The organism is Archangium violaceum (assembly GCF_016859125.1).
In the GTDB taxonomy this organism is placed as follows: Bacteria; Myxococcota; Myxococcia; order Myxococcales; family Myxococcaceae; genus Archangium; species Archangium violaceum_A.
The window spans coordinates 11261608-11287643 of record NZ_CP069338.1 but is presented as its reverse complement, the minus strand read 5'-3'; the positions used below and the strand labels follow the sequence as shown (position 1 = coordinate 11287643).

Annotated in this window: 14 protein-coding genes; 4 read left to right on the top strand and 10 right to left on the bottom strand. The window is 68.8% G+C overall.

Going from position 1 to position 26036, the window contains the following annotated elements; genetic code table 11:
- The first annotated feature begins 86 nt into the window (after positions 1-86).
- Positions 87-1313 (top strand): cytochrome P450, encoded by a 1227-nt coding sequence (locus JQX13_RS47715; protein ID WP_203406025.1) that lies wholly within the window; start codon positions 87-89, stop codon positions 1311-1313.
- Here the strand turns inward: JQX13_RS47715 and JQX13_RS47710 are convergent.
- Positions 1294-2433, bottom strand: a complete 1140-nt coding sequence (locus JQX13_RS47710) for a hypothetical protein (protein ID WP_239014303.1) — start codon at positions 2431-2433, stop codon at positions 1294-1296. The two genes, JQX13_RS47715 and JQX13_RS47710, sit on opposite strands and share 20 nt — an antisense overlap.
- Positions 2434-2987: 554 nt before the next feature.
- On the opposite strand from JQX13_RS47710, the gene JQX13_RS47705 reads away from it, so the two are divergent.
- Positions 2988-5894, top strand: coding sequence for an FG-GAP-like repeat-containing protein (locus JQX13_RS47705; RefSeq protein ID WP_203406024.1), 2907 nt, complete (start codon positions 2988-2990; stop codon positions 5892-5894).
- A 302-nt stretch (positions 5895-6196) separates the two neighbouring features.
- Positions 6197-9871 (top strand): FG-GAP-like repeat-containing protein, encoded by a 3675-nt coding sequence (locus tag JQX13_RS47700; RefSeq protein WP_239014302.1) that lies wholly within the window; start codon positions 6197-6199, stop codon positions 9869-9871.
- Positions 9872-9955: 84 nt separating this feature from the next.
- Here JQX13_RS47700 and JQX13_RS47695 read toward each other — a convergent pair whose 3' ends face one another.
- From JQX13_RS47695 to JQX13_RS47670, 6 genes are all read right to left on the bottom strand, one after another.
- Positions 9956-10786 carry an AI-2E family transporter gene (locus JQX13_RS47695; RefSeq protein WP_203406023.1) on the bottom strand — a complete coding sequence of 277 codons (831 nt, stop codon included), beginning with the start codon at positions 10784-10786 and terminating at the stop codon, positions 9956-9958.
- Between the two features lie 94 nt (positions 10787-10880).
- On the bottom strand, positions 10881-12629 hold the full coding sequence (locus JQX13_RS47690) for a DUF885 domain-containing protein (RefSeq protein WP_239014301.1): 1749 nt from the start codon (positions 12627-12629) through the stop codon (positions 10881-10883).
- A gap of 66 nt (positions 12630-12695) precedes the next feature.
- A complete protein-coding gene (locus JQX13_RS47685) occupies positions 12696-12878 on the bottom strand; it encodes a hypothetical protein (RefSeq protein ID WP_203406021.1) in 183 nt (60 codons plus the stop codon).
- A gap of 126 nt (positions 12879-13004) precedes the next feature.
- Entirely contained in the window at positions 13005-13922 is a 918-nt protein-coding gene (locus tag JQX13_RS47680) for a cation diffusion facilitator family transporter (protein WP_203406020.1), read from the bottom strand.
- Positions 13923-13979: 57 nt separating this feature from the next.
- Complete coding sequence (locus JQX13_RS47675; RefSeq protein WP_203406019.1) at positions 13980-15224, bottom strand: cell envelope integrity protein TolA; 1245 nt, start codon at positions 15222-15224, stop codon at positions 13980-13982.
- Between the two features lie 107 nt (positions 15225-15331).
- Positions 15332-17149, bottom strand: a complete 1818-nt coding sequence (locus JQX13_RS47670) for a SpoIID/LytB domain-containing protein (RefSeq protein ID WP_430384128.1) — start codon at positions 17147-17149, stop codon at positions 15332-15334.
- 64 nt (positions 17150-17213) lie between these two features.
- On the opposite strand from JQX13_RS47670, the gene JQX13_RS47665 reads away from it, so the two are divergent.
- Positions 17214-18839, top strand: a complete 1626-nt coding sequence (locus tag JQX13_RS47665; protein ID WP_203406017.1) for a right-handed parallel beta-helix repeat-containing protein — start codon at positions 17214-17216, stop codon at positions 18837-18839.
- A 92-nt stretch (positions 18840-18931) separates the two neighbouring features.
- Here JQX13_RS47665 and JQX13_RS47660 read toward each other — a convergent pair whose 3' ends face one another.
- The 3 genes from JQX13_RS47660 to JQX13_RS47650 are packed head-to-tail and all read right to left on the bottom strand — an operon-like array spanning position 18932 to position 26014.
- Complete coding sequence (locus JQX13_RS47660; RefSeq protein WP_203406016.1) at positions 18932-19660, bottom strand: glutathione S-transferase family protein; 729 nt, start codon at positions 19658-19660, stop codon at positions 18932-18934.
- Positions 19661-19673: 13 nt separating this feature from the next.
- Positions 19674-21899 (bottom strand): molybdopterin oxidoreductase family protein, encoded by a 2226-nt coding sequence (locus tag JQX13_RS47655; protein WP_203406015.1) that lies wholly within the window; start codon positions 21897-21899, stop codon positions 19674-19676.
- Positions 21896-26014, bottom strand: a complete 4119-nt coding sequence (locus JQX13_RS47650; protein WP_203406014.1) for an ELWxxDGT repeat protein — start codon at positions 26012-26014, stop codon at positions 21896-21898. Before JQX13_RS47650 ends, JQX13_RS47655 begins: the two co-directional genes overlap by 4 nt.
- Positions 26015-26036 lie beyond the last annotated feature (22 nt).

The following is a 26036-nucleotide window of genomic DNA, read 5'->3' as shown; positions in this document are numbered from 1 at the left end:
GTTGCACGGCGCAACGATTCGCATTAAGCATCACCCGAGCTCGGCCCGTTACCGACCGACCAGCGGCCAGGCACAGGAGCAATCCCATGCAATCCCCCCCTACCCACCCCCTGCTCAACCGGGACGTACTGGCCAACCCCTATCCCGTCTACGCACAGCTTCGGGAGTCCGCCCCGGTCCACTACATCGAGCCCCCGCTGGGGATGTATGTCATCTGCCGCCACGAGGACATCGGCCCCATCTTGAAGAGCCCGGCGATGTTCTCGTCGAAGGGCATGGAGCTCAGCAGGAGGACCACGAGCAAGCTCAGCCCGGAGGTCCTCGCGCTGGTGACGCCCGAGAATTCTCTCATCGCCTCGGATCCGCCCATCCACACGAGCCTGCGCAACATGGTGGGCCGGGCCTTCACCCCGAAGCGGGTGGCGGAGCTGGAGCCGCGCATTCGGGAGATCACCGTCGAGCTGATTGACGACATGCTGCGCAAGGACGAGCTGGACTTGATGGAGGATCTGGCGGCCCCGCTGCCCGTCACCGTCATCGCCGAGATGCTCGGCGTGGAGCCCGAGCGCCGCCGCGAATTCAAGCGTTGGTCGGATGACGCCATCAGCTCGTCCAACCTGTCGCTCGCCGACACCGATCCCTCCCGTCTGGAGGTCGGCGTCCGCGCGCTCCACGAGTACATGCGGCAGGCCATCGAGGAGCGCCGCCGCTCGCCCCGCGGCGATCTCATCAGCGCCCTCGTCGAGGCGGGAGGCAAGGAGGACTTCGTCACCTCCAACGATCTCGTCGCCTTCTGCCGGCTGCTGCTCATCGCCGGCAACGAGACCACCACCAACCTCATCGGCAACGGGATGGTCGCCCTGCTCCGCAACCCGGCCGAGTGGGAGAAGCTCGTGGCCGACCCCTCGCTCGTCCCCAACGCGGTGGAGGAGATCCTGCGCTACGACTCCCCCGTCCAGGGCATCTTCCGGGAGACCACGCAGGAGCTCCAGGTGGGCGGACAGACGCTCCCGGAGGGCTCGCGGGTGATGACGCTGTTCGGCTCGGCCAACCGGGACCCCCGGAAGTTCCAGGAGCCGGAGCGCTTCGACGTCACGCGCGAGGTGCAGGGGCACTACTCCTTCGGCTACGGCATCCACTTCTGCCTGGGCGCGCCGCTCGCGAGGCTCGAGGCGAAGGTGGCCTTCGAGGAGTTGCTGCGCCGCGTGCGCCGCTTCGAGTTCGCCTCCAGCCCGGTCGAGTCGCTCGAGTGGAACAACAACCTCTTCCTGCGGGGCCCGAAGTCCCTGCGGCTCAAGGCGCGGTTGCGGTAGTTTGTCTACCGGCTCCATTGCTCGCCGTTCCGAGGAGAGCGATGTACCCATGGGAGGAACTCATTCCTCCCACGACCACTCCCTCCGTGGTGGATGTCACGGCGTAACCGAAATCCTGCTCGGGGCCTCCCAGGCGGTGGGCCCAGCGGACCTCTCCCGTGGCGTCGAAGATCGCCACGACGACGTCGTTCTTGCCCTCGCTCCGAAGCTCCCCGCCGCCTCCCGGGTCCAGGGTCGAGGTGAAGTGACCCACCATCGCCAGGGCGCCCGAGGGAGTCGGGGCGAGCGCATGTCCGGAGGTCATCGTCGGGTAGCGGCGCCGCCAGAGCTCTTCGCCTCGTGAGGAGTAGCGCGCCACGAAACCCTCGAAGCCGCCCAGGGTGAAGAGGATCTGCCCTGGCTGATGCGGGACGTCTCGTTGGAAGAGGCCCGTGAGATGGAGACCGCCGTCCGGAGCGGGCTCCACCGACTTCGAGAGATCGAAGTTCGGTCCCCCGATGGCACGGGCCCAGAGGCCGCGCCCATCCCCCGAGAAGGCGGCGAGGAACGCATCCGCGTCCCCGGCACTGGTGAGTCCGCCCGTCCCGAAGTCCACGGTTCCCACCGACGGTTCCACGCCCTGGGAGAAATCTCCGGTGACGAAGACCGTGCCGGAGGTGTCCACCGCGACGTCCCGGCCGGTGTCCTCGCCAGGGCCCCCGAAAACGCGAGCCCATCGTGGGGAGCCGTCCCGTCCCGAGAGCTTCAGCAGGAAGAGGTCATTCAACCCGGCGCTGTTCCAGGTCCCGCTTCCCAACTCCAGCTGGCCGGTGAAGCGTCCGGTGACGAGCACGTCGCCCGAGCCATCGATGGCCGCCGAGCGGCACACCGAGTCCCCCGTCCCACCGAACCTGAGGACCCACTGCGGGTGCCCATCATCCACCGCCAGCTTCGCGACGAAGCAGTCCAGGCCTCCGCCGCTGGGAAGGAGGACACCACCGACATCGACCGCCTCCGACAGGCCTCCCATCACGAGGAGCGAGCCATCCGCGCCGGACTCGATGGCGTCTCCCAGGTCATCGCCCGGCCCACCCCAGTGCCGCACCCAGCGCACCTGCCCGTCCCGATCGAGCCGGGCCACGAACACATCCTGCTGGCCCGATGACACCAGGTGCCGGCCTCCCAGGGTCGCCTCGCCCTCGAACGAGCCGATGGCGAAGAGGTCCCCGGCTCGAGTGGCCAGCCCGGAGACCCGAGAGCGCCCCGAGCCCGTGAGCTCGAGCCTCCAGGCTTCCCGGGTGAGGGGAGGCGGTCCTTCTGGCGAGAGCGCCGCGGAGGGTGGAGCTCGCGCGGTCGTCGAGCAACCCCACACCCCCACCAGGAAACCGAGCCGCAAGAGCGGTGGGAGCGGGAAGGCCATCCCAGATTCTCGTTTCGACTTCTCAGAATTCAAGAGCACTGGCGCGTCGGTGGATGTCTGTCTTTCCATGGCTTCGTCACACAGGAGGTGCCATCGCGGTACAGTTTCTACGTCCACTTTGAAGAAATTCACGGACACGAATCGCCGGGACTGCTCAAGTGTGCACGAATTCGCACTCTCTCCTTTTTCAGGATCCACGGATATGTACACTGCCGGCGTCATTGCGGAGTCGGGAGCTGACCAGGTCGGGCCCGAACGCGGAGGCGAGAGGCGATATGAGAATCAAACGCAGCATCCGGGGACCGGGGAGTCGGCACGGCCAGGGGAAGGGGCCGCTCTTCGTTGCGCTGGTTGCGCTGACGACGGGGGGCGCTTGCAACACCACGGACTCGAAGGATCCGGCCAACGCTCGAGGCGCGGGAAACCTCGCCGATCGCTGTGAGGTGAAGCCGCCCATCACGGGCAGCTTCGAGCCGAAGCTGCAGTGGGAGTGGACGGGCAGCCCGATCCTCCCCACGCACAAGCAGGTGATGATGCAGCCGGTGGTGGTGGACGTGAACCGGGACGGGACTCCGGACATCGTCTTCAGCTCCTTCGACGGCGACTATTACAACGCGCTCTATGCGGCCGGGCAGGACGGCAACACCAACGGCGTGCTCCGGGCCGTCAGCGGCAGTGATGGGCACGAGCTGTGGTCCGTGGAGAACCCGGCCTATCGGGTGAAGCCCGCCGCGAGCATCGCCGCCGGTGACATCGACGGTGACGGTGCCGTGGAGATCTGCGGCATTCCCGAGAGTGGGCGCGGCATCATCTGCTTCGAGAACGACGGCACCTTCAAGTTCCGCTCGGCCCTGGACGCGTACGACTTCAACGCGTGGGGAGGCCCCTCGCTGGCGGACCTGGATGGCGATGGGACCGTGGAGATCCTCGACGGCAACCGCGTCTACAGCAACACCGGAGCGCTGAAGTGGGTGGGCTCCGATGGCATGGGCGGGGCCCTGTACACCGGCCCCGTGTCCTTCGCGGCGGACATCGATCAGGACGGCAAGCAGGAGGTCATCAACGGCCGCTCGGTCTACCGGTACGATGGCAGCCTCAAGTGCGCCAACACGGAGATTCCCCATGGCTTCGCCGCCGTGGGCAACTTCGATGAGGACCCGTACGGGGAAATCGTCGTGGTGGGCCAGGATTTGAATGCCGACGCGGGCAAGGTGAGCCTGCTCGACGACAACTGCGAGCTGTTGTGGTCGCGCGACGTCCACTTCACCGACCCGGGGCAGTCCTTCCCCACCAGGCCTGGTCATGGTGGTGCCCCGAACATCGAGGACTTCGACGGTGACGGGCAGTTGGAGATCGGCCTCGCGGGTGACTGGAACTACACCGTCTACGGGGCTGACGGCTCCGTGAAGTGGTCCTTCCCCATCCAGGAGTACAGCTCGGGCAAGACGACCTCCACGACGTTCGACTTCGAGGACGATGGCAGGCTCGAGGTCATCTACGCCGACGAGCTCCGGCTGCGCATCTTCGACGCCACCACGGGCGCGGTGCGCTGGGAGACGGCACACAGCTCGGGCACCACGCACGAGTTCCCCATCGTCGCGGACGTGGATGGTGACGGCGCCGCGGAGATCGTCACGGTGGAGAACAACCACGCGGGTCCGGGCGGCTTCAATGGCGTGCGCGTGTGGCACGACGAGCAGGAGGACTGGGCGGGCACGCGGAAGATCTGGAACCAGCACGCCTACGCCATCACGAACGTGAACGACGACGGGACCATCCCGGCGCACCCGGCGACCAACTGGCTCAACCCGAAGCTCAACAACTTCCGCTCCAACGTGGCCAACTACTTCGGCGAGGGACCCAGCCCCTACGCCGCCGCGGACCTCATCGCCTCGGACGTGACCGTGTCGTGCGTCGATGACGATGGTGACGGCTCGCTCGTGCTCGGCGCGCGCGTGCACAACCAGGGCGAGGCCCAGGTACCCGCTGGCGTGTCGGTGGCCTTCTACATGGGCGCCCCGGCCTCGGGCGGCACGCTGCTCGGCGTGGCCACCCTTGGGGAGGCGTTGCCCCCGGGCGGGAGTGCCATCGCCACGGCCGTCGTGGCCTCGACCTCCGCTGGCACCGCCGAGGTCTTCGCCGTGGTGGACGATGATGGCGCGGGCTCCGGTGGCATCACCGAGTGCCGCGAGGACAACAACGCCTCCTCCGCGATGGGCAACCTCACGTGCACGAGCACGCCGGCCAACCAGCCGCCGGTGGCCCTGTGCCGTGACGTCACCGTCAACGCCGACATGTACTGCCAGGGCCGCGCCAGCGTGGACAACGGCAGCTATGATCCGGACAACGGGCCGTCGCCGCTCTCCATCTCCGAGAACCCCTCTTCGTCCCTCGGTCTGGGCAGCCACCCCATCACGCTGACGGCCTCGGATGGAGAGGCGAGCGACCAGTGCGTGGGCATCGTCACCGTCGTGGACACCACGAAGCCGGTGCTGAGCTGCCCGTCCGAGCCGGTGGTGGTCGACGCGTGCTCCGGTAGCTCCTCGGCCACCTTCGAGGCCTCGGCCACCGATAACTGCGGCCCGGTGCCCGTCACCTGCTCGCATGCCTCCGGCTCCGAGTTCCCGGCGGGCGACACGACCGTCACCTGCTCGGCCACGGATGCTTCGGGCAACACGGACTCGTGCAGCTTCACCGTCCAGGTGGGCGGCGCCGATGCCTCCACGCCCCCGATTCCGGGCGCGGACCTCGGGACGGAGCTGTGGGCTCCCAACCACAAGTACGAGTACCTGCCCTATGTGCTCTCCGAGTGCGCGGCGCCCGCGAAGGATGCGTGCGGCAGGCCGCTGCCCCTGGAGCGGTACGGCCGCATCCTCCGCGTCACCTCGGACGAGGTGGAGGATGCCAATGGCAACGGTGATGGCCGCACCTGCAATGACATGGTCATCGAGGGCCCCACGTCCGTGAAGCTGCGCGCCGAGCGCGAGGGCACGGGCAATGGCCGCGTCTACACCCTCCACTATGTCGTCACCAACGACGCGGGTGCCTCCGCCCAGAGCAGCTGCCACATCTACGTGCCGCACGATCAGTCCGGCCGTGGCGCGGTGGACAGCGGCGTGAAGTTCTGCGTTGGCGAGGGCTGCCCCGCCGGCACCGCCGAGCACAGCCCGCTGTGCAGGTGAGTCAGCGATAGGCTGAATCCGAAGCAGGGAAGGGGCTCGGGACCGGCAACGGTTCCGGGCCCTTTTTCATTCATACACACACGTCGCTCTCCCTGAGCGCTCCTCTCACATTCGTCGCCATCACGGCACGAACGCTACATTTGGAACGAAGAAGTGCACGGACATGAATCGCCGTGATGCGTCATGTGCACATCTACTGGCTTTCACCACTTCTGCCGGATCCACCGCTCGGTACACTGCCAATGTTTCCAAGAAGTCAGCAGTGAACCGGGTCATGCCCGATAGCGGAGGCGAGAGTTGAAATGAGAATCAAACGCAGCACCCAGGGACTCGCGGATCGACGCGGTCCTGGGCGTGGGCGGCTCTTCGTTGCGCTGGTGGTGCTGGCTACGGGGGGAGCTTGCAACAGCAGGGATGCGAAGACGCAGTCCAACGCACGAAGCACGGGAAACCTCGCCGATCAGTGCGAGGTGAGGCCGCCCTTCACGGGCAACTTCGAACCCGAGCTGCAATGGGAGTGGAAGGGCAGTCCGATCCTCCCCACGCACAAGCAGGTGATGATGCAGCCGGTGGTGGTGGACGTGAACCGGGACGGGACTCCGGACATCGTCTTCAGCACCTTCGATGGAGATTTCTACAACTCGGCCGGTCAGAACGGGGAGAACGGCAACACCAACGGCGTGCTCCGAGCCATCAGCGGCAATGATGGGCACGAGCTGTGGACCGTGGAGGATGAGGCCTACCGGGTGAAGCCCGCCGCGAGCATCGCCGCCGGTGACATCGACGGCGACGGCGCCGTGGAGATCTGTGCCCTCCCCGAGAGTGGGCGCGGCATCATCTGTTTCGAGAACGACGGCACCTTCAAGTTCCGTTCGGCTCCGGATGCGTATGACTTCAACGACTGGGGTGGTCCCACCCTGGCGGACCTGGATGGCGACGGCGCCGTGGAGATCCTCGACGGCAACCGCGTCTACAGCAACACCGGCGAGCTGAAGTGGGTGGGCTCCGATGGCATGGGCGGGGCCTTGTTCACCGGCCCCGTGTCCTTCGCGGCGGACATCGATCAGGACGGCAAGCAGGAGGTCATCAACGGCCGCTCGGTCTACCGGTACGATGGCAGCCTCAAGTGCGCCAACACGGAGATTCCCCATGGCTTCGCCGCCGTGGGCAACTTCGATGAGGACCCGTACGGGGAAATCGTCGTGGTGGGCCAGGATTTGAATGCCGACGCGGGCAAGGTGAGCCTGCTCGACGACAACTGCGAGCTGTTGTGGTCGCGCGACGTCCACTTCACCGACCCGGGGCAGTCCTTCCCCACCAGGCCTGGTCATGGTGGTGCCCCGAACATCGAGGACTTCGACGGTGACGGGCAGTTGGAGATCGGCCTCGCGGGTGACTGGAACTACACCGTCTACGGGGCTGACGGCTCCGTGAAGTGGTCCTTCCCCATCCAGGAGTACAGCTCGGGCAAGACGACCTCCACGACGTTCGACTTCGAGGACGATGGCAGGCTCGAGGTCATCTATACCGACGAGCTCCGGCTGCGCATCTTCGACGCCACCACGGGCGCGGTGCGCTGGGAGACGGCACACAGCTCGGGCACCACGCACGAGTTCCCCATCGTCGCGGACGTGGATGGTGACGGCGCCGCGGAGATCGTCACGGTGGAGAACAATCACGTGGGGTCGGGCGGCTTCAACGGCGTGCGCGTGTGGCACGACAAGAAGGAAGGCTGGGCGGGCACGCGGAAGATCTGGAACCAGCACGCCTACGCCATCACGAACGTGAACAACGACGGGACCATCCCGGCGCACCCGGCGACCAACTGGCTCAACCCGAAGCTCAACAACTTCCGCTCCAACGTGGCCAACTACTTCGGCGAGGGACCCAGCCCCTACGCCGCCGCGGACCTCGTCGCCTCGGACGTGACCGTATCGTGCGATGGTTTCGGCTCGCTCGTGCTCGGCGCGCGCGTGCGCAACCAGGGGCAGATGCAGGTACCCGCTGGTGTGAAGGTGGCCTTCTACAAGGGCAATCCTGCCTCGGGGGGCACGCTGCTCGGCGTGGCCACCCTGACGGAGGCGCTGCCCGTGGGTGGGAGCGCCATCGCCACGGCCGTCGTGACCTCGACCTCCGCCGGCACCGCCGAGGTCTTCGCCGTGGTGGACGATGATGGCGCGGGCTCCGGTGGCATCACCGAGTGCCGCGAGGACAACAACGCCGCCTCCGTGACGGGCAATCTCACGTGCACGGTCACGCCGACGAACCAGCCGCCGGTGGCCCTGTGCCGCGACGTCACCGTCAACGCCGACGTCTCCTGCCAGGGTCGCTCCAGCGTGGACAATGGCAGCTACGACCCGGACAACGGGCCGGCGCCGCTCTCCATCTCCGAGAATCCCTCTTCGGCTCTCGGTCTGGGTACCCACCCCGTGACGCTGACGGCCTCGGACGGTGAGGCGAGCGACCAGTGCGTGGGCAACGTCACCGTCGTGGACAACACGAAGCCCACCGTGGCCTGCCCGAGCTCGCGGGTGCTCGAGACGTGCTCGCCCTCCGGTGCCAGGACTACGTTCGCGGCCTCGTCCTCGGACTACTGCGGCCCGGCGCCGCTCACCTGCTCGCACTCTTCCGGCTCCACGTTCCCGGTGGGGGAGACGTCCGTCTCCTGCACCGCCAAGGACGAGGCTGGCAACGCAGCCTCCTGCCGCTTCATCGTGGAGGTGCGCGGCGACACCACGCCGCCCGTGCTGAGCTGCCCGACCGAGCCGGTGGTGGTGAACGTGTGCACCACGGGGAACTCCAATGCCTACTTCGAGGTCTCGGCCACTGATAACTGCGGCCCTGCACCCGTCACCTGTTCGCATGCTTCCGGCTCCGAGTTCCCGACGGGTGACACGGTCGTGACCTGCTCGGCGGCGGATGCCTTTGGCAACACGTCCCTGTGCGAGTTCCTCGTCACCGTGACGAATGGTCGGGGTGATGGTGGCGGCGGCGGTGGTGGTGGTGGTGGTGACGACGACGATGACGACGATGACCATGGCGGAGGCCACGGTGGCGGCGGTGGGTGCGGCCACGACCACGACCATGGCGGTGACTGCGACCATGACCACGGCCATGGAGGAGGCCACGGTGGAGGAGGCCACGGTGGAGGAGGCCACGGTGGAGGAGGCCACGGCGGTGGTTGCGGCCACGACCACAATCATGGCGGTAGCTGCAACCATGACCACAACCACGGTGGAGGCTACGGCGGTGGCTATGGCAGTCGCCTCGTTGGCGTCTACGGCGGTGGCCACGGCGGCGGCCATGGTGGTGGTCACGGCGGCGGCCATGGTGGTGGCTGCGGCCACGACCACAACCACGGCGGTGGCTGCGACCACGACCACGATCACGGCCATGGTCACCATGATGGCGACTGCGGCGGCGATGACGACGACGACCATGGCGGTGGTGACGGCGGCGGTGGTGGTGATGACGATGGCTGTGGCGATGAGCCGGGCGGTGGTGATGACTCGTGCCAGGGTGCTCCTCCCGTTCCCGGTGCGGACAAGGGGATGAAGCTGTGGCCGCCCAACCACAAGTACGTCACCATCTCTCTGTCCGAGTGCGCCGCGCCCGCTCGGGACGCGTGTGGCAACCCGCTGCCGCTGGATGTCTACGGTCACGTCCTCCGTGTCACCTCGGACGAGGTGGAGGACGACACCGGCAACGGTGACGGCCGCACCTGTGAGGACATGTCCATCATCGTGGGCAAGTCGTTCGTGCAGGTCCGCGCCGAGCGCGAGGGCAAGGGCGACGGCCGCGTCTACACCGTCTACTACTCCGTCAAGAACGACGCCGGTGCTTCCACCGAGAGCACCTGCCGCATCTTCGTGCCGCACGACCAGTCCGGCCGTGACGCGGTGAACAGTGGCGTGAAGTACTGCGTCGGCCAGGGGTGCCCGGCCGGCACCACCGAGGGCAGCCGCATCTGCAAGTGAGCCGGTGACACCGGAGTAGGGCAGGGGCTCGGAGCCGCCAGACGGTTCCGGGCCCCTCGCTTTTCCGGGCTCCTCACCAGGCCTTCATGGGGGCGGAGGGGGCGGAGGAACGCGGGCCTCGAGCTTCTCCTGACGCACGAGCAGCAGCTCGCGCACGATGATCTGCCCGGTCGCCATCAGTGGCACCGCCAGGACCGCGCCGATGATGCCGGCCAGCTCCGCGAAGAAGACCACCGCGAAGAGCGTGAGCAGCGGGTTGACGTGCACCGTGCGCCGGAAGACCAGGGGCGCCAGCACGTTGCCCTCGAGCTGCCCGTACAAGAGGAAGTAGATGAGCACTGCGAGTGCCTTCCACGTCCCGGCCGTGGCGAGCGTCAGCAGGGTGATGAGGCCGCCGGCCACGATGGGCCCCGCGTACGGCACCATGCTGGAGAAGCCGCTCGCGATCCCCAGGGGCAGGAAGAAGGGCATTCCGATGATGGCCAGGAAGGTGGTGGTGAGGGTGGCGTTGATGGAGCAGATGAGGGTGAGCCCGGCCAGGTAGCCACCCGTCGCGGTGTACACCTTGTCCAGGACGCGCTCGTACCGCGCGCGGCGCTCGGGAAGGGCCTGGGAGAGCAGCCGCTGCACCAGCCCCGGGCCGAAGACCAGCATGAACACCACCAGGAAGGCGACCGTGATCCCCGCTCCGACCAGGCTGAACACCCCGGTGACAGCCCACAGCAGCGGGGGCAGTGCGCCCGTGGCCAGGCCGGTCGTGTCCCGGCCCTTTCGCTCCAGCTGCTCCACGATGTGGAAGCGCGACTCGATGCGCTGGAAGAAGCTCGAGGCGCGGAACTCATCGATGAGGCTGGGAATCTGGGTGGTCAGCTCCTGACCCTGGGCGATGGCGGATGGAATCACCAGCAGGGCCATCGTCGTCAGGGCGATCGTGCTTCGTGCCCGGCGGCGCGACAACAAAGGCGAGCCCGGCCGCCAGCTCTCCCGACGCCCGGGCTCGCTCGCGCGGCTACTCCTCGCCGAACATCAGCCGGCGCACCACCGGCACGGGCGGGTAGCCGTAGGACACGACGGCGTCGTGGAAGCGCCGCGGGCTGAAGTCCTTGCCCCAGCGCGCCTTCGCCTCCTCACGCAGCTCCAGGAGCATCTTCTTGCCCAGCGCGTACACCAGGTAGGTGGGATCGCTCGTGCCCCGGCGCGCCTCTCGCTCGGCGTTGGTGCGTGTCATGTACGCCTCCTCCTCGAAGAAGCGCACCGCCTGCTCGTACGTCATGCCCCGCGTGTGCAGCGACAGGCCCACCATGTAGCGCGCCAGCCGCTGCAGGTAGAGCGCCAGCTGGTTCAGCTTCAGCTTGTCCGCCTCCAGCCCCGAGCCGCCATAGCCGGCCTCCAGCATCATCTGCTCGGTGTACAGGCCCCAGCCCTCGCTGAACGAGCCACTGCCCATCAGCCGCCGCACCTTCGAGTCCACCCGGTTCGTCCACAGGAACTGCACGTAGTGGCCCGGGTATGCCTCGTGGATGGAGACGAGCTCCAGCGCGTAGCGGTTGTAGAAGCTCATGTGCTGCTCGGTCTGCTCGGCGTTCCACGTCGGGTCCGGCGGCGTCACGTAGTAGTAGGCCTCCGTGGCGCGCGTCTCGTACGGGCCCGGCGTGCTCATGCTCGCGAAGGAGAGCGCCCGGTTGAAGATCGGCGTCTCCGCCACCTGCGCCCGGACCTCGCTCGGGATGGTGATGAGGTGGTGGTCCACCAGGAACTGGCGGATGTTCTCCAGCGTCGCCCTCGTGGTGGGCACCAGCTCCGCCGGCGTGGGGTGCTCCTTCCCGAGCTCCCGGTACACGTCCATGGGCGCCTTCGTGGCGTCGATCCGGCGCGCCACCGCCTCGAACTCGTCCTGTGTGCGCTTCAGCTCCGCGCGCCCCCACGTGAGCAGGCTGTCGATGTCCTCGGAGACGCCCTCCTCGTACTGGAGCTTGCGGCGGTAGATGGACTCGCCGATGGCGAAGTTCCCGTTGGAGCGCGGCAGTAGATCCTCGCGCAGGAAACGCACGTAGTCCTCCAGCGCCGCCAGCACCTTCGCCCGCTCCTTCTGGAAGGACTCGTGCAGGGCGGCATCCTTCACCGGCGCGAAGGCCTGGGGCAGGGTGTCCGAGAAGATCGCGCGCGTGCCGGCCGCCTGCTGCAGCGCGATCTCCGTCCACAGCCGGGGTGGGTTCTTCAGCGTCGCCTTGCCCGCGGCGAACACCTCGGGCAGCCGCGACATGCGCGCCACCGCCGAGCGCATCCGCTGCTCGAGCGGCGCGAAGTCCCGGTTGATGAGCTGGTAGACGGAGCTGGAGGCGAGGTTCAGGTAGGTGTTGGGGTTGGTCTCCCAGCTCCGTACCTCCTCGATGTCCAGGATGCGGGCCTTCAGGTTGGACTCGAAGATGTCGTAGTCGGCCCGGTCCAGCGGGGGCAGGTCCGCGCGGTCCACCTGCCGGGGTAGCTCCTCGAGCTCCTTCTTCAAGAAGGCGGCCCAGGCCAGCTGCTCCTCGCCCGTGAAGCCGGCGAGCTGATCATCGTAGGTGTGCAGGCCCCGGGACGTGGCGGCCAGGGGGAAGCGGCGGAACTGCTCCTCGAAGTGCGCGTCGACGAAGCGGCGCAGGGTCTTCCGGGCGGGAGACAGCGCGGCGGTGTCCGTCGGGGCGGCGGAGCGCGAGGTGGCACAGGCGGACAGCAGGACGAGCAGCGCGGCGACGAGCGCGCGGGTGGGCGACACGTGCAATCAGCACCTCCAGTGGGGCCTGGAGACTCGCCCACCCGCGTGCTCGCGACAACTGGGGTTTCAGCAGTGCGCCACGGGCGCCTTGATGTTGAAGAGCAACAGGGGGCGCATGAGCTCGTCGAGCTCGGCGGCGTTCTTACGTTCCCGGACCGTGTTGCTCCGCAGCTCCCTCCTGCCCGAGAACAGGAAGCTCGCGCTGACGAGCGCGAAAGTCGTGACGTAGATGGCGAGTTCGATGCGCATGTCTCTTCCCATTCCTGTTCCTTTGCTTTCCTGGCGTTCATCAAGACAGGGTGTGGAACGGGACTTTGTGATTGGCCGGAGAGGGAGGCCGGTGGAGCGGGCGGGCGGGCAGGGCGGCCCGAGGGCTCACCGGTGGGTGGAGACGCCGGGAAGGGAGGCGGGGCGCCGCGCCGGCTCGACGTGCACCACCACGTCCACCACTTCGGGGAACTCCGCCTGCAGCCGCGTCTCCACGGCGTCGGCCAGCTCGTGGGCCCGGGCCGTGGTGAGCTGTGGATCCACTTCGATCTTCAGGTCCACGTACACCGTGCCCTCCATGCCCCGGCTGCGCACGTCCCGGCACGAGCGCACGCCCGGCACCTGGAGGGTGATGGTCTCCACCTTCTGCGGATCCAATCGCGCCGTGTCCGAGAGGATGCCCACCGCCTGCTTGACGATGCCCCAGCCCACGCGCGCCACCACCACCATCACCCCCAGCGTGATGATGCCGTCGGCCTTCGGGTAGCCCAGCCACACCAGTCCGATCGACAGCAGCACCGCCAGCGTGACGCCCACGTCCGACAGCGTGTGCCGCGCGTCCGCCATCAGCAACGGGCTCTTCAGCTTCTCGCCCTGCCGGCGCTCGATGCTCGTGACGGCCAGGTTGACGAGCAACGTGGCCACCATCACCCCCGCCATGAGCGGAGTCACCGTGGGGTGGCGATCATGCAGCAGCGAGTCGAAGGCCATGCGCCCCAGCTCCAGCATGCTGATGCCAATCATCGCCCCGATGCCCAGCGAGGCCAGCGCCTCGAACTTGCCGTGGCCGTAGGGGTGATCCTCGTCCGCGGGCTGGGCGGCCACCGACATGGACACCAGGCCGAGGACGTTGGAGCCTCCGTCGATGAAGGAGTGCATGCCATCCGCGGTCACCGCGGCCGAGTCGCTCAGCAATCCGAAGACGACCTTGGCCACGGCCACGGCCCAGTTGGCCACGAGGATGGCGGCGAGAACGGTGCGCACCTTGCGGTTGCGCTCGAGCAGGGAGGCGTCCACGCGGCGCACCCTAATGCCAACGCGGTCCGTTCGCGAGCCTCCCCACGGTGTGGGGCCCCGGTGGCCTCAGTTGGGCTGACGGAAGAGGCGCATCCGGGGGCCGCCGCCCATGTCCATGAAGAAGCCGAAGGTGAAGCGCACCCTCGAGTCGTCCTCCAACAGGCCCGGCGGCGGGTTGGGGAAGGGCTGGGCCCGCCTGAAGGACTCGACGGCCTCCATGTCCAGGAAGTCCAGCCCGCAGCTCTTCTCGATGGTGATGTCCGCCACCTTCCCGGTCTCGTCCAGGGTGACCTTGAGCAGGGTGTAGCGGTCCCTTCCGGAGTAGGTGCTGCCCGTCGGGTCGCGCCGCATCAACGCCGAGTTCGGGTTCCACTTCGTGCCCACGCTCTGCTTCACCCGGTTGAAGAAGCTGGCGTACTTCCACTCGCGGGTGTTGAGGTAGGTGCCCTCGCCCTCCTCCACGTCCTTGAGGTGATCATTGGGCGCCCCGCCGATGATCTGATCCATCACCGCCTGCGAGGGCATCAGCTTCGCCATCCCCGGCGAGCCCATACGGCCCTGGGAGCCCTCGTCGCCCTCGCCGGAGCCCGACTGGATGCGCAGTCGCTTCGAGTTGCCGATGACCTCGTCGCTCTCGTTGCGGTTGTTCACGTCCACGCCCGGACCCGCCGAGTTGGGGTCCTGCTTCATGGCGATTTCCTGCTTGCGCTTCGCGTCGGGCAGCTCGAAGGCGGGCTTCTGGCCGCCCTCGTTCATGGGCCGGTCATCCGCGCCCTGGCCGTTGTTGCCCGACAGCTGCGCGGCCTGCTCCTCGCTCTGGCCCGAGCCCTCGCGCGACTGGCGTGCCGTCGTCTTCGGCATGGCGTTCTTGTAGAAGGGCGTCTGGTCCTTCGAGCGCGTCTCCTTCTCCACCTTGTTGTCGTGCTCGGCGAGGTACTTCGCGTCCGGGGACTCCTGCTTGTTGCCCGGAGCCACGTCCACCACCTGCCCCTCCGGCTTCTTCTCCGGCTGCTTCTTCTCCTCCTTCTTCTTGAGAGGCTGGTTGAGGGAAGGGGCATTGGGGTTGGGCTGCCCCCGGTTCCTGGCCCAGTCCTGGGCGCTCAGGGGCCGGAGGGCCACGGCGCTCGCCGGCTTGGGGGGCTTGGGCTCGGGCGGCAGGTTGAGCTGGATGTGGGCCATCAGCGCCAGGAGGCCCACGAAGAGCCCGTGTGCCACCAGGGCCAGGACGAGGGCAAGGAAGTAGCGCGCGGGGCGTTCCCGCCTGCGTCGGCGCTTGTACGTCTGCTCTGGAAGCGAAGGACCCGTCGGCACGCGTGCTGAAGATAACCCCCGAGCCCGTCTGGTACTCCCGAGACGTTTCGGGAGTGACAACCCGGGGGGGAAGGAGGAGTGTACTCCTCCTGGAGTCTAGTCACCCATCAATAGATGGGCGCGACCTCGGCACCGTTGAAGTAGAAACGGAGGATGTCCTGGTAGCGATGCCCGGCCTCGGCCCGGCCGATGGCGCCCGTCTGGCACATGCCCACCCCGTGGCCCCAGCCGCCGCCCCGGAACCGCCAGCCGGTGAGGCGGTCCTCGGCGTCCCGCTCCTCCTCCACCAGGGCCATGGCGCTGTTCAGCATCCCGAAGAGGCGACGGATGTTCAGCTCGCCCCGGACCTGGGTGACGCCTCGCTCGCCCGCGACGGTGAGGGTGCGCGCCCGGCCGGACACGCCCCGCTCCCCGAGGCTCAGCGCGTGCACCGGGCCCAGCCCCAGGTGCGCCGTGAGCGCGTTCACCTGCTCCACGCTGAAGCGCTTCTCCCAGCGGTACTTGCTCGGCTGCGCGAAGCTGGAGAGCCGGCAGGCCGTGGGCAGCTCGGCGCGCAGGTACTCGGCCAGGGAGCCGGGACCCGGCAGTCCCTCCGTGGGGCCCAGGACGTCCGGTCTGCCGCGCAGGCTCGGGTTGGGGGGACCGCCCCAGACGACGTCGTTGTCCTCCGTGTGGCCCCCGCACACCGCGCTGTACACCGAGTCCACCAGCCGCCCGTCCGAGGCGAAGAGCCCCTCGCCCCTCGTGGCCTCCACCGCCGCGGTGGTGCTGGCCGCCTCGCCCGTGCGGCCCCGGTACACCGCGCAGTGCTGCTCGGAGCACAGGAGGAAGGGGTCCGCCAGGTGCTTGATGCCCACCTTCGCCAGCACCTCGCCGCGCGCCGTCACCGCCTGCGCCTTGAGCGCCTCCGGGTGCGCCCGGGCGTAGATCTCCGAGGGCACCAGGCCCTTGAGCAGATCCTCCAGCTTCACCACGTTCACCACCGCCAACGTCCCGTGGCGATCCACCGAGAGCTGCAGCGTGCCCCGGAAGCTCCGGTCCTCGAAGCCGTGGTTGTCGTAGCCGACGTCGTGCTCCACCTGCCGCACGTCGAAGCCGGCGTCGTCCAGCGTCTCCGCGTACACCGAGTCCTGCGCCAGCCCCACCACGTTGCCCGCGTCGTCCCGCACCTCGAGGATGCCGCGTGAGGGCGTGCGGACCTCCTCGAAGAGGGTGGTGCGCACGCCGAAGTCGCGCAGCAGCTCCGCCTGACGTGAGGTGGCCTGCTTCGGGGAGAGCTCCTCGTCGAGGAGCAACAGGTAGCGCCGGTTGTCGATGACCTTCCCGGCGATGCCGTAGAGCACCCCCAGCACGTGTACGCGCACCGCCACACCCCGGGCCTGCCACTGCGCCTGCGCCTCCGTCAGCCCCGGCTTGTCCGCGAAGGGAAGCTCCGCGAGCTGGATTCGCGCGGACAGCTCCGCGGGGGTGCCATCCGTCACCCGCGCCGTCCACACCGAGCCCCCGGGGGCCTCCAGCATCTTCTCCGTCTCCCCGCCGAAGCGCAGCCGCATCCGCCCCCTGGGGGAGAAGCGCACCTCGCGGCGGCCCTGCATCAACCCGATGGGGATGTGCGGCTCTCCCCCTCGGAAGTCCAGGCGCTTGAGGTTGCCCGGCGCGGGCAGCTCCTCGGGGCGGAGCGCGAGCTCGGGGTCCGGAGCCGGGCGGACCTCGGCCGGACCCGGGCTCGCGGGGGGGGCGCTCGCGGTGGAGTCGGAGCGGATGGGTTCCGTGCTCGGGGTGGACGCGGACCGACGCGGTGCGGCGCAGGTGACGAGGAGGAACGCGAGGACTGGAAGAACGGCCTTGAGCAAAGCCCCCCGACCGTACCCGTGGATGGCGCCGCCCGCCACCTCCTGGTTGGAGTCCGGACGGGCAGGGGACAAGGGTGGCGAATACGGGGGACGGTGACGGGGGTTCCCCCTGCTCATGAGAAATCACGGAGGCAAGATGAGGAAGACTCCAGGGGCTTTCCTGGCCGCCTGCTCGTTGGGCCTCGGCCTGTGGGCCTGCGGTGGGGGCGTCGGCCCCGATGGACAGCCGGGTGGGGCGGGCGAGGCTCCGCGCCTCAATACCCCCGCGTCCATCACGAAGCCGGGCCAGCCGGCCCCCATCGGTGCGCAGCCCGTGGCGGATACGCCCGTGGCCGACCTGCCCTCCCATGAAGGGCACTCGCCCATCGCCGAGCCCTCTCCACAGCCAGGGCTGAATACGTCCGAGCCCCCGCCCGCTCCGGCGCCCTTCTCCCGGGAGTGGGTGGTGGGTCCGTCCGGGAGTGACACCGGCGACGGGAGCGCGGCCCAGCCGTTCCGCTCCATCGCCAAGGGCCTCTCCATGGCGGGTCCGGGCGAGGTCGTCCGTGTCCTCGCGGGCACCTACGCCGAGCGCATCGTCATTGGCGACAACGTCAAGGCCGGCTCCGAGGGCGCGCCCATCACCCTCCAGGGCGAGGGCAAGCCGCGCATCGTTCCGGGCTCGGGCTCGGGGGCGCTCATCCAGGTGCGCAAGCCGCACTGGATCGTGGATGGCTTCGAGGTGGATGTGCAGAAGCAGCCCGCCTACGCGGTGACCTTCCAGGGCAACGTGCAGGGCTCGACGCTGGCCAACTCGGAGCTGCACCACGGCACGCTCGGCGCGGCCATCACCACGTATGACAACGCGACCGGCGCGGTCATCGAGAACAACCACATCCACGGCTTCGTGAAGAGCTCGGGCAACCAGGACTCGCACGGCGTCGTGGTGCAGCCGACGTCGCACGACATCACGGTGCGCAACAACGACATCCACGACAACTCGGGTGACTCGGTGCAGTGCCTGGGGCCCGAGGGCTTCAGCTCGCTGCCGCCCGCGGATGGGCTGCTCGTGGAGAACAACCACTTCTACGCCAACCGCGAGAACGCGGTGGACATCAAGACGTGCCACAACGTCACCATCCGCAACAACAAGATGCACGGCTTCAAGCCGAGCTCCACGGCCAAGGGTGACGCGGTGGTGGTCCACTACTCCGCGCGCGACGTGACCATCGAGGACAACGAGATCTACGACTCGGGCAAGGGCATCTCGGTGGGTGGCAACCACGAGGGCCCCGTGCCTGGTGGCGTGGTGGTGCGGCGCAACCGCGTCCACGACATCACCAAGGACGGTGGAGGCGAGGGGACGGGCATCCGCTTCGAGAACTCCGAGGGCGCGGTGCTGGTGAACAACACCGTGACGCGCGTGGCCGGTTCCGCGCTCATCCTCGGCCATGGCACCGGCGGCGCCACGAGCAACCTCCAGGTGGAGAACAACCTCATCGCCGAGGCGCCGGTGGCGGTGGACCTCGGTGGCCAGAGCCCGGGCTTGAAGATGGGACACAACCTCTTCCCGGCGGGCGCGCAGTTCAAGCGCGGCGGCACGGTGGTGGACCTGGTGGGCTTCCAGCAGGCCTCGGGGGACACCACCTCCACCACGGGAGAGGCGGGCGCGGCGCCTCCGGCCTTCGGACCGGACTCGGCCGCCGTGGACCGGGGCGTCGACGTGGGCCTGCCCTTCTGCGGTGGGGCTCCGGACATCGGCGCCGTGGAGACTGGCTGCTGAGCGCGGCTCCCTGACGCCTCCGAGCAAGAAAAAGCCCGGTGTGGAGCCTCGCTCCGCACCGGGCTTTTTTCATGGGCCGTCGAGGGCCGTACTCAGGCGGCCTGGCTCTCGGGCGGCTTCCAGTTGGCGAAGAAGCGCGCCTTGAACCGGGCGCAGTAGCGGACGAGGTTCTCCTGGGACAGCGTGTGCTGCTTGAAGTCCGTATCCACGGGATTGGCGATGATGCTCACCAGGAACGAGTAGACCACCGCGTCGAAGGACGACGGCGACTCGCCGAGCAGGTAGGTCTTGTTGCCCATCAGCGTCGCGAGCGCGGTGATGTCCGCCCTGGCCAGCTCCTGGACCTCGTCCATGTTGTGACGGCCCGTGCCCTGATCGTGGAGGATCTGCAGCATCTTCTGGCGGAGCGCCTGCACCGGCACGGGGCCGCCCACGACTCCCGGGACCATCGTCTCGACGACGGGCACATAGGCTCGCCAGCCCTCCTCGGGCACCCAGCGCATGTACACGATGTACCAGTAGGTGCACTCCTCCAGCATGCGCCGCACGGTGTGGCCGATCGCCAGTTGCTCCGGCGTCAGTTTCGAATCGAGCGTGTCCCCATGCTTGCTCTTGAGGTGCTCGATGATGAACTGGGAGTCGCCCATGAGCATCCCGTCGATTTCGGCGTAGGGCACCTTGCCCTTGGGTGCCTTGGCCAGGGAGGCCAGCTTCACCTCGTAGGGCAGACCCGCCATCCGCAGGTACGCCTCCAGCTTGAAACAGAAGGGGCTCAGGTTGGGCGTGCCCCAGGCAACGGGGGTTTGGTAGAGGGTGATCATAGGTGTTGTTGTCTCATGCAGTCGCCGACTGCGCTGGTTGTCCTTCCGTACGAATCGATTCTAGCGGCTTGACGTGTACCTGGACTCCGCTGAACGCGGCATTGCCACTGAGGGCATCCAGGAAGCGGTCGTCGGTGAGATCGTTGATGCTCACGCCCGCATGCTCTCCTGCCACCCGGAGCCGGACGCCCTCGCGTCCGTGGCCATAGCCGTGCGGCAGGCTGACCACTCCGGGCATCACCTCATCCGTCACCGTCACGGGGGCTCGCACCTCCCCGACGCGTGAGGTGATCACCGCCTCCCCGCCGTCATGAAGGCCGAGCCGACGGGCATCCTCGGGGTGCACCATCAGCGTGCACCGGGGCTTTCCGCTCACGAGCCGGGGCACGTTGTGCAGCCAGGAATTGTTGTCCCGCAGGTGGCGCCGGCCGATGAGCAGCATCGACCCCTGCTCCGAGGCCCCCGCGCCCGCCGGGAACGTCTGGCGCAGCCGCTGGACGTCGGCCACCATCGGCTCCGGGGCGAGCTGGATGCGGCGGTCGCGCGTGGCCAGCCGCTCGGGAACGCCCGGCTGGAGCGGTCCCAGGTCCACGCCGTGCGGCTGCTCCTTGAGCTTCGCCAGGCCCAGGCCCTTGCGGAACGGGCGGAGCCTCATTCCATACGGGCCCGCGCGCAGTCCCAGGTCGAGGATGCCGTCGGGGCCGAGCGCCTTCAGCGCGCGGTATGACAGCTCGCCTCGCACGCGCGGCTCCCCGCGCAGGGTCTCCAGCCGGTGCTTCAGCTCCAGGAAGATCTCCCAGTCGTGCTTCGAGCCCGGGCGCGGCGCGAAGAGCGGCGGCGAGTACTTCGCGGTGTTGCGCACCGCCAGCGCGTGGAAGGCGAGGTCGTAGTGGCTCCGCTCCAGCTGGGTGCTCGGCGGCAGGATGATGTGCGCGTGCCGGGTCGTCTCGTTGATGTACGGGTCGATGCACACCATGAAGTCGAGCGACGCGAACGCCTTGTCGAGCTGCCGCCCGTTGGGCGTGGACACCACCGGGTTGCCCGCGGAGGTGAGCATCGCGCGGATGCGGCCGGGGCCCTCGGTGAGGATCTCCTCGCCGAGCACGGCCACCGGCAGCTCGCCGGAGGTCTCGGGCAGCCCGCGCACCCGGCTCTTCCAGCGTCCGATGCTGCCGCGGCTCATGGAGATCGCCTTCGGCCCGTGCACCAGATCGAAGGCCGGCTTCGTGAACAGGGCGCCACCCTGACGGTCGAAGTTCCCCGTCACCAGGTTGATGACGTTGATGAGCCACTGGCACATCGCGCCGAAGGCGTGCGTGGAGACGCCCACGCGGCCGTAGCACACGGCGGACTCCGAGGCGGACAGCTCGCGGGCGATCCGCCGGGTGGTGTCCGCGGGCACGCCGGTGTGGACCTCCGCGTACTCGGGGGTGAAGTCGCGCGCCAGCTCCCGGAGGGTGGCCAGGCCATCGGAGAGCGCCGCGAGCCGCCCCATCTTCGCGCCCGCCCCCTCCAGCAGCAGGTGCAGGAGCGAGAACAGCCACAGCGCGTCCGTGCCGGGGCGGATGAAGACGTGCTCGTCCGCGACGTGGGCGGTCTCCGTCTTCCGGGGGTCCACCACCACCACCTTGCCGCCGCGCTGCTGGATGGCCTTGAGCCGGCCCTTCACGCCCGGCGCGCTCATCAGGCTGCCGTTGGAGGCGAGCGGGTTGGCCCCGAGGATGAGCATGTAGCGCGTGTGGTCGATGTCCGGGATGGGGATGAGGAACTGGTGCCCGAACATCAGGTACGCGGCCAGGTGGTGGGGGAGCTGATCCACCGACGTCGCGGAGAACTTGTTCCGCGTGCGCAGGGCCCGCAGCAGGAGCGGCAGGAAGAGCATCGCGCCGTGGTCATGCACGGTGGGGTTGCCCACGTACACGCCCAGGGAGTCCTTGCCGTGCTCGCGTTGGATGGCGTGGAGCCGCCGCGCGGTCTCGTCGAGCGCCTCCTCCCACGAGATGGGCTCCCAGCCCGTGGCGGTGCGCCGGACGGGTTGACGGAGCCGGTCCGGGTCCTCATGCAGGTCCTGCAGCGCGACGGCCTTGGGGCAGATGTGGCCCTTGCTGAATGGATCCGCCTCGTCGCCCCGGATGGAGGTGACGCGGCCTCCAGAGGTTTCGATGCGCAGGCCACACATGGCCTCGCAGAGATTGCAGGTGCGGAAGTGCAGCTCGGACGGCGCGGAGGACTGGCTCATCGAGTACCTCGTGGCGACGACGGGGAAGACGCGCGGGACCGGCGGGTGGCGAAGGTCACCAGGAATAGCAGACCCAGCCAGGAGGCCGCGCCCGTGTTCCCCGGAGTGCCGGAGCAGCCACCACAACCACTGGCCTCCCGTTCGACGTGCACGTTGAACGTGCACCGGGTCGTATTTCCCGAGGCGTCCTCCGCCGTCACCTCCACGGCGGTGTCACCCGGCGGGAAGATGCTGCCGCTGGCCGGGGACATCGTGACGGCCGGCGAGGTCGTCACGCGGTCCGTGACGGAAGCCCGGGGCAGCTCCACGGCCACCGGACCCTCCGGGACGGTCACGTCCTGCGGGCACGTGAGCAGGGGCGGTTGGGTATCGCTCACCGTGACGGGGAAGCTGCACTCGGACACGTTGCCCGAGGCGTCCTCGGCCCGCACCTTCACGGACGTCTCTCCGAGCGGGAAGGTGTCCCCGGAAGCGGGCGAGGTGCTCACCGTGACCTCGGAGACGCTGTCCACGTAGTTGATCACGGAGAACCGAGCCGCGGTCCCCGAGGGTCCCTCCGCCTCGACCTCGATGGGGGCCGGGCACTTGAGCGTGGGGGCCTTCGTGTCGCGGATGATGACGTGGAAGGTGCAGCTCGAGACGTTCCCGGCCCCATCCGTGGCCGTCACCGTGACGGGCGTGCTCCCGAGCGGGAAGCGCTCCCCGCTGGTGTGATTGGAGGTGAGGGTCGGTTGGGAGACCGCGTCCGAGGCCTCGGCGGGCGGCCAGGTGGCGATCGCGCCGGTGGGGTTCTCCGCCTCGACGATCGGATCCGCCGGGCACGTCAGCACCGAGGCCGTCGTGTCCCGCACGTTGAGGGTGAAGGTGCACTGGCCCTGGTTGCCCCGTTCGTCGGTGGCCGTCACCGTCACCGTGGTGGAGCCCTGGGGGAAGAGGCTGCCGGACGCGTGGCTCACGGTGAGGGTCGGCTCGCGGGTGACCGCGTCGGTGGCCAGGGGCTCGGGGAAGGTGACCACCGAGCCTTCCGCGCTCGTGGCCTCCACGTCGGCGCTCGCGGGGCAGACAGGCACCGGCGGCGTGGTGTCCTGCACCTTCACGTTGAAGGCGCACGTGGCCACGAGGCCCGCGGCGTCTCGCGCGGTGGCGGTCACCCGGGTGGTCCCGAACGGGAAGAAGCTTCCCGGCACCCGGCTGTAGGAGAGGGCGGGCGGGAGCGAGGTGTCATCGTGGGCCTCCGCCTCCGGGAAGTCGACCTGCGCGCCCAGGGCCTGCTGGGCCTCGACGACCTGGTCCGCCGGGCAGTGGATCGTCGGGACCGTGCCGTTGGTGAGCAGCTCCCGAGGCATCAACCACGGCTCGCGCCCGTGCCGCCCATCGCTCGCGCTGAAGGCGATGGAGTCCCCGAAGAAGGTGAACCCCGCGGGATCCGAGCCGAGCTGCCAGGGGGCGATGTCGTGCAGCACGAAGGTGCCCGCCTCGGTGCCGTCCGAGCGCCACAGCTCGGTGCCACTCACGCCATCATTGGCGGCGAAGAGGACCAGCTTCTCGGCGGGGAGCGCGAAGAGCGACCCGGCGAGGACTCCGCCCGCCGTGCCCGGGAGGATGTCCCTGACGCGGACGGTGCCCGCCTCGGTGCCGTTGCTCTTCCACAGCTCGCGGCCGGAGGTGCCGTCCTCGGCGGTGAAGTAGAGGGTGTCGCCGAGTGCCGTGAGCGCCTGGGGTGTGGAGCTCCCGTTGCCCGGGAGGATGTCCCTGACGCGGACGGTGCCCGCCTCGGAGCCATCGGTCTTCCACAGCTCGGCACCGGAGACGCCATCGTTGGCGGTGAAGTAGAGGACGCCGCCGAGCACCGCGAAGGCCGAGGGCCCGGAGTCCGCCGCGCCCGGAGCGATGTCCTTCACCCGGGTGGTGCTGGTCCCGTCCGTCTTCCACAGCTCGATGCCGGTGCCGGCCTCGTTGGCCACGAAGTAGAGGGAGCCCCCCACGGCTCCGGCGATGTTCAGCACGGAGGCGAAGCCCAGGTTGTCGCGGATGTTGGCGACGCGGACCGTGCCGGTGCCGGTGCCATCCGTCTTCCACAGCTCTCGGCCGCCGGAGCCGTCACGGGCCAGGAAGTACAGGGCGCTCCCCATGGACGTGAACTGGGAGGGCTGCGAGGACGCGCTCTTCTCCACGATGTCCTTCACCAGGGTGGTGCCCGAGTCGGTTCCATCGCTCTTCCAGAGCTCGAAGCCGGTGGTGGAGTCATTGCCGGCGAAGAAGAGGAACCCGTCATGAGCGGCGAGCTCGATGGGGGCGCCCGCCACGGGGGTGAGCTTGAGCCTGGAGGTCACCCGCGTGGTGCCGGTGGGGGCGGGGGTCCCATCCGTCTTCCAGAGCTGATAGCCCTCCACGGTCGAGGGCAGGGCCGCGAAGTAGAGGGCGCTGTTCAGGGGCGTCAGGTCGCTCACCCCGGACTCCAGGATGGAGCTGTCGATTTCGGGGGGAAGGATGTCCACGAGCGACTGCGTGCCCGCGACCGTCCCATCGGTCCGCCACAGCTTCGCCGCCGCCTCCTGCTCGAAGGTGGTGAAGTACAGCGAGCCATTCCAGGCCGCGAAGGGGGCGGGCTTGGAGCCCCGGGTGGCCTTCAGGTCGGCTCCGACGGGGACGGTGGTGGCCACGTCCCCCTGCGTCTTCCACAGCGTGGGGAGGGGAGGGTTCTCGGTGGTGAGGCCCGTTCCCGGCGCGGTGGCCACGAAGTAGAGCGCGTCGCCCAGCACCGTGAACGAGCGGGGCGCGGGATCCGTGGATTTGTCGCCCGAGAAGACGTTGGTTCCGATGCGCCCCGTCCGGGTGCCATCGCTCGTCCACAGCTCGGCGCCGACGCTCGGCTCGTACGCGGTGAAATAGAGGGTGTTCCCGAGGGCCGTCATCAGCAGGGGGCCCTTGCCGCTCCGGGCCTTGAAGTCCTCGAGCTTCGCGGTGCCCCCAGCCGTGCCGTCCGTCACGTAGAGCGCGCTCTCGGTGCCAGCGCCGTCGCGGGTCATGAAGAAGAGGCGGGTGCCGGTGGCGACGAGGGCGTCGGGCCTCTCCACGGTGTTGTTTCCGGCGAAGAGCTCCAGGACGCGCGAGGTGCCCGCCTCGGTGCCATCGGTCTTCCACAGCTCGTTGCCCGTCACGCCGTCCGTGGCGACGAAGTACACGGCGCCCCCAAAGGAGGTGAGCTGCGCGGGTCCGGAGTCCGATGCGCCCGGGTTGATGTCCTTGACGCGCGAGGTGCCCGCCTCGGTGCCATCGGTCTTCCACAGCTCGTTGCCCGTCGTGCCGTCATGGGCGGCGAAGAAGATCGCCCGGCCCGACCGGACGAGCCCACGCGTGGCGGCGGAGCCCGTGATGGTCAGGTTCTCGCCGACACGCACCGTGCCCGCCAGGGTTCCATCGGTGCGCCAGAGTTGCCGCGTGCCCCCGGGCCCGGTGGCGAGGAAGTAGAGCTTGCCGCCCAGCTCGATGAACGAGTCGGGGTTGCTGTTGCCCGCGCCCAGCAGGATGTCCCGGACGAGCTCCGTGCCCTCCGGGGTTCCATCGGTGCGCCACAGCTCGGCACCGTGCTCGCCGTCGTTGGCGCTGAAGTAGATCCGCCCGTTGAGCTCGGCGAACGCCGTGGGCTGGGAGCTGGCGGTGCCCGGTCGGATGTCCGAGAGCAGGTAGGTGCCCGCGGGGGTGCCGTCCGTCCGCCACAGCTCCACGCCATGCGTTCCATCCGTGGCGGAGAAGTACGTGAGTCCCCGCATGTGGAAGAGGTGGGAGGGCGAGGAGCCAGGGGTTCCCGGGTAGATGTCGGACACCAGGACGGGTCCGGAGGGAGTGAGCCTCCACAGCTCGGGCCCGGTGCTGTCGTCGTTGGCCGAGAAGAGGAGCGCCGAGCCGGCCGCGGTGGGGAACTCGGGGTAGCGCACCAGCGCGCCCTCGGACTTCACGGCCACGTCCATCACGAGGGAGGCGGGACCCTCACCCAACGCCCGGCGGGTGGCCTTCGGCGTCTTCCGCGCGGGCTCCTCCCCGGTGGGCGCCGTGCAGGCCAGGCCCAGCACGAGGACGCACAGGGACGTCAGGGTCGTGTTCACTCTCACCATGCTGTTCCTCGAGACTCCCCCG

Bases quoted from the DNA above. Each gene is read 5' to 3' on its own strand.
- JQX13_RS47650 (WP_203406014.1), bottom strand. From the start codon at position 26,014: ATGGTGAGAGTGAACACGACCCTGACGTCCCTGTGCGTCCTCGTGCTG.
- JQX13_RS47665 (WP_203406017.1), top strand. From the start codon at position 17,214: ATGAGGAAGACTCCAGGGGCTTTCCTGGCCGCCTGCTCGTTGGGCCTC.
- JQX13_RS47685 (WP_203406021.1), bottom strand. From the start codon at position 12,878: ATGCGCATCGAACTCGCCATCTACGTCACGACTTTCGCGCTCGTCAGC.
- JQX13_RS47715 (WP_203406025.1), top strand. From the start codon at position 87: ATGCAATCCCCCCCTACCCACCCCCTGCTCAACCGGGACGTACTGGCC.
- JQX13_RS47700 (WP_239014302.1), top strand. From the start codon at position 6,197: ATGAGAATCAAACGCAGCACCCAGGGACTCGCGGATCGACGCGGTCCT.
- JQX13_RS47655 (WP_203406015.1), bottom strand. From the start codon at position 21,899: ATGAGCCAGTCCTCCGCGCCGTCCGAGCTGCACTTCCGCACCTGCAAT.
- JQX13_RS47705 (WP_203406024.1), top strand. From the start codon at position 2,988: ATGAGAATCAAACGCAGCATCCGGGGACCGGGGAGTCGGCACGGCCAG.
- JQX13_RS47695 (WP_203406023.1), bottom strand. From the start codon at position 10,786: ATGGCCCTGCTGGTGATTCCATCCGCCATCGCCCAGGGTCAGGAGCTG.
- JQX13_RS47660 (WP_203406016.1), bottom strand. From the start codon at position 19,660: ATGATCACCCTCTACCAAACCCCCGTTGCCTGGGGCACGCCCAACCTG.